Below are 4529 nucleotides of genomic sequence, written 5' to 3' on the forward strand. Positions count from 1 at the left end.
GCGCAATATTGCACTCCTTTTTACTATTTATTTATAATTTTATATTGATTTTCAAGGCTTTAATTATCAAAAATAATAGCATCATTAAATCTGATACATTACCATTTTAGTTTTACTTTTTATTTTATTTCGAAATATAATTTATTTTCAGTACGAATATAAGTTACTAAAATATTTGTCTCTTTAAAATACTCCCCATAAATTTGAATATCTTTTGTATAAACCCTAGAAGAATCATTAATTCTTTTTATATTCCACTTTTCAACCAGAGCAATATTATCTAGTTTAAATATTATCCCCTTAGAATTTTTAACATAATAGTCAAATTTCATAATTCCGCTATCAATATTATGTATACCCTCCAATTCATTATTAATTTCAATTACAAATGGTTTTATCCAATCATGTTTTATGACATCTTCTTTCTTTAATTGAACACTATCATTACAAGAAAAACAAAGAAAAACAAAGAACAAAAAAGTATTTTTAACTACATTCATATTAATGTTTTTTAGGTAAGTTAATTGGTCTATATTTAGTGAGAACGTCTTTATAAGACAAGTTATAGTTTCGAAAGTAAGAAAGTTTTTGTGCTTGTAATCTACCATAACTATTAGCTTTCTGATCTGCAACCGAACTCGCTCTTGAATCTCCTTTTAAATACTGGTCTGATATTTCTCTTAAATTACTTAATTTTACAGCAGCATATCTACCGCCTGGACCACGAAGTGAAGCTTTAAAATTTGCTTTACTATGAAAATATTTGTCAGAATTGACCCAATTAGCATCACGCATTTCAGAAAATGTGTAAACAAAATCACTAACTCCGCCTGCAAAGTCAGTTATAAATTCTTTTGCTTCCGATAATTTGTCTACAAATGCAGTAGCCTTATCTTTAGCTTTCTCAAAAACTCCTTTTTCTTTCTTTGGATCACCACCTCCATCTTCATCCTTATCTTCTACAGTTTCTCCAAGAGTGTTTCTAGTATTATTTTCTTCTTTCCAATCTAAAAATTCTTCATCTCCAAAAGATTTTGAAAGCATTCCATCTGGGTCAATAAATATAATTGGGTTATTATAACAGTAATTATATGGTGTCCATCTTCTAGACATTTCAGCCAGCGGGTCAATATTCATCCATCTACCTAATGCAGGGTCATAATTCCTTGCTCCATAGTCGTAGAAGTTTAGTCCCAACTCCTCTTGTAATTCTTTTCCATTAAATTTGACATTGTATGAAGCTTCGCTACAGCAGGAGAGACTATCTTCTCTTTACCCTTCTCATAGAACCATCTGGTGAATCATATTCATAGGTAAAATCTCTATCTTTTATTGGATTATAATATTTTTTGTACTCTTTTTTATTTGTATTATATACATACATTATAAAATAATAGTTATTTAACCATCCTATTTTAAAATCTTCTATGTCAAAATGATAATAATTAATGTCATCCTTGCACACTTCATTATAAGATACACTCAAAGTATAGTTGTAATTTTCTTGCATACTAGTAATCTCATTAAAACTTAAACTATCAATTTTTAAGCTACCTGGGGAATATAACAAACTGTATTCTTTTATTAATTTATTCTCTAACTTTCTTTTTAATTTGATTGAAGATATACTTGGATTAACATTTTCGTTTATTACAAAAATAAAATTTAGATCATAATCTTGTGAAAATAATTCAGTACAAGATGTGAAAAAGAAAACAGAGAGTAAAAGTTTTTTAATGATATTCATATTTATATTTATAAATTAATTAATTTCCAATAATTCTTTCTACTGCTTTTTTAGATAAAGATAATGGAGTAGTACTATTACCTTGATATATACTCACACCACTACCAGGTTGACTAATTCTAACAGTACCATCTGCTTGACTTTGTCCAGTTGCTTGACCTAAAGGACCAACAATAATATTTACGTTTAGTCCATATGCTCTATTAGCACCGAAAGTCCTTACGTCTCTATTAGATGGTTTTTCAGCATTATGGCTATAAACTTGATTATTTTGAACTATCGTTCCAGTAACATGTGAGTGTATAGTAGCTTCTATGTCACTAATAGTTTTACCTTCTGGAAGGTTTGGTAGAGTTTCATTTGCTGTTAATTGATTATTATTATCAATATAAGCTTTATCTCCTGACTGACCATTAACTACTGTTCCATCTTTAAAAACTAAAGATGACTCCCCATGTAAACCTCCTAAAGGGTCTTTTTCTGTTTTTGCTTCAGTTCTCTTCAATGCATCTAAAGATGCTTTTAATGCTACATCACTAGGTAAAACAACTGCTGAACTTACATCAGACAAAGCTGTAGTTCCCCCAGATTTATCTGTCTTTTTTATTGCATTAACTTGATTATTATCTGTAACTACAGCTTTTCTACCATCACTTATCCCGTCAGTTCCTATTTTTTTACCATCATCATTAAAATAATCTAATGGAGGTGTCGCAAACATCCCATCATAATCAACAAAGACTAAAGGGTTGTCATAACAATAAGTATAAGGACTAAATCTTCTAGACATTTCAGCCAGCGGGTCAATATTCATCCATCTACCAATTGCTGGGTCGTAATTTCGAGCTCCATAGTCGTACATGTTAAGCCCTAACTCCTCTTGCAGCTCCTTTCCGTTGTACTTATAGTTGTAACTTGCATTCGCCACAGCTGGTTAGCATCACTAAATCTGATATAATACCATTGTTATCGTTTACTAATTTTTATTAAATAATCATTATGGCCAATATATTTTATAAAACCCAACTCTATCAACTCAATATCTAAAACATTTCCTTCTGAACAAGGAATTTCGTTCTTCTTATATTGTAAATCTTTTTGTTGTTTACAATTGTATAAAACAGAGCCATATATTTTATTACCTTCCTTTGACATTATTGTAATAAATACATTTTTACCGAGTATTTTATTCTCTAAATAATTCTTAGCCAAATTATTAAGGTTATCGTCATCAAATAAGGCTGTATCATTCAAAACAACCTCAAAAGTATTTTTTTCTTTGTCAATCGCCTTGAATGAATTTCCTCCTGTAATAGTTATTACGCTTCCATCTAAATTGGTTTGTGCAAATAACAAATTTGCAATCATAAAAAATAATATTAAAAAAAAATTATTCATTATTTTTGCCGTTTTTGTCCCATTCGCTTGACTCAAGCCATTTGTATTTCCATTCAATAGGAAAGTTTTTATTATTTCGTGTTTCATAAGAAATTTTTGTAAAAAAGAAAGCCAATTTTTTTTTATTTTTTTTTATTAAATATATTCGATTCTCATTTTTAGGTTTAATTAAGGAATCGCCTACATCTGCCTCATTTACTAAATACTGATTCGGTGAAATATTAATTATTTTACCATTTGTTAAGACAACTTTTAAATGCGTTGGAAATGTTTTTTTAGTTGCATAAATTCTAACTATTTTTCCTTTAAATTCGGATTTTATTTTTTCAACTTTCAATTTTACATTACCCAATTGGCTAAATCGATTAATAGTATAAAACATAGTAAAAATAATAATTATACCAAAAATTATCCTTAAATGGATTTTATTAATTAAGTGGTTTGCCATTATTCATAATTGTTGCAGTTGTTGAAAACCATTTTACACCAAATTCGCCTCCTATTCCACCTCCAACGGAATAAGATTTCCAAGTTGTCTGACTTCTTTGTCCTGGGTATAGTTCTGGTATATTAGCTTCATTGGACCATGAAACCGAACCCGATATTCCAAAACCTCCAGATAATCCATATGAAGGTCCAGCCATCCCCGCCGCAGTCTTTTGTGAAGGGTCTGCTTCTTTATTAAAAATAGAACCCGTTGCAGCTACTCCAATTTCAGCATCAAATCCAACACCTCCTCCTATTTTAGTGAAGCCAAACATTTTACCTTTATCTTTGCCAGTAAGCATATAATTAAAATCCACTCCTCCAACAAGGCCACCACCTACTACTCCAGAATAATCAATTGAAATACCTACTGCATCAAGGGTTTCTCCTAATTTTTTAGCTATCTCCGTGGGGTCAACTACTATTGGCGAAGGTGGGGCAGTTACATTTCCTACGTTAATTAACACATCTTCCCCAGGTGCAATAATTCTACCTACTTCTCGCCCACCATTATTTTTAAAAATAATATCATCATTATCTACTTCCGTTTCTCCAAGAGTGTTTCTAGTATTATTTTCTTCTTCCCATTCTATAAATTCTTCATCTCCAAAAGATTTTGAAAGCATTCCATCTGGGTCAATAAATATAATTGGGTTATTATAACAGTAATTATATGGTGTCCATCTTCTAGACATTTCAGCCAGCGGGTCAATATTCATCCATCTACCTAATGCAGGGTCATAATTCCTTGCTCCATAGTCGTAGAAGTTTAGTCCCAACTCCTCTTGTAATTCTTTTCCATTAAATTTGACGTTGTAACTCGCATTAGCTACAGCTGGCAAAGGCACTAGCTCTACACCTGTTTCAGGATAATATTTAAAATTTAATCTTGTAACAT

General features: G+C 30.6%; 7 protein-coding genes. All 7 read right to left on the reverse strand.

Going from position 1 to position 4529, the window contains the following annotated elements:
- Nucleotides 1-119: 119 nt before the first annotated feature.
- On the reverse strand, nt 120-500 hold the full coding sequence (locus tag ABWP60_RS09430) for a hypothetical protein (protein ID WP_353151755.1): 381 nt from the start codon (nt 498-500) through the stop codon (nt 120-122).
- 1 nt (nt 501) lies between these two features.
- The gene (locus ABWP60_RS09435) at nt 502-1197 is read right to left on the reverse strand and encodes an RHS repeat-associated core domain-containing protein (RefSeq protein WP_502904819.1); all 696 of its coding nucleotides are present in this window, start codon (nt 1195-1197) and stop codon (nt 502-504) included.
- Nucleotides 1198-1261: 64 nt separating this feature from the next.
- Nucleotides 1262-1747 carry a hypothetical protein gene (locus tag ABWP60_RS09445; RefSeq protein ID WP_353151757.1) on the reverse strand — a complete coding sequence of 162 codons (486 nt, stop codon included), beginning with the start codon at nt 1745-1747 and terminating at the stop codon, nt 1262-1264.
- A 19-nt stretch (nt 1748-1766) separates the two neighbouring features.
- Nucleotides 1767-2675 (reverse strand): RHS repeat-associated core domain-containing protein, encoded by a 909-nt coding sequence (locus ABWP60_RS09450; RefSeq protein WP_353151759.1) that lies wholly within the window; start codon nt 2673-2675, stop codon nt 1767-1769.
- A gap of 38 nt (nt 2676-2713) precedes the next feature.
- Complete coding sequence (locus ABWP60_RS09455) at nt 2714-3232, reverse strand: hypothetical protein (RefSeq protein WP_353151761.1); 519 nt, start codon at nt 3230-3232, stop codon at nt 2714-2716.
- Complete coding sequence (locus ABWP60_RS09460) at nt 3138-3593, reverse strand: hypothetical protein (protein WP_353151763.1); 456 nt, start codon at nt 3591-3593, stop codon at nt 3138-3140. The genes ABWP60_RS09455 and ABWP60_RS09460 overlap by 95 nt, the downstream gene beginning before the upstream one ends.
- The coding region (locus ABWP60_RS09465; protein WP_353151765.1) for an RHS repeat-associated core domain-containing protein at nt 3574-4529 on the reverse strand (956 nt) is incomplete at its 5' end. The genes ABWP60_RS09460 and ABWP60_RS09465, both read right to left, overlap by 20 nt.

The organism is Flavobacterium sp. (assembly GCF_040402895.1).
GTDB lineage: Bacteria > Bacteroidota > Bacteroidia > Flavobacteriales > Flavobacteriaceae > Flavobacterium.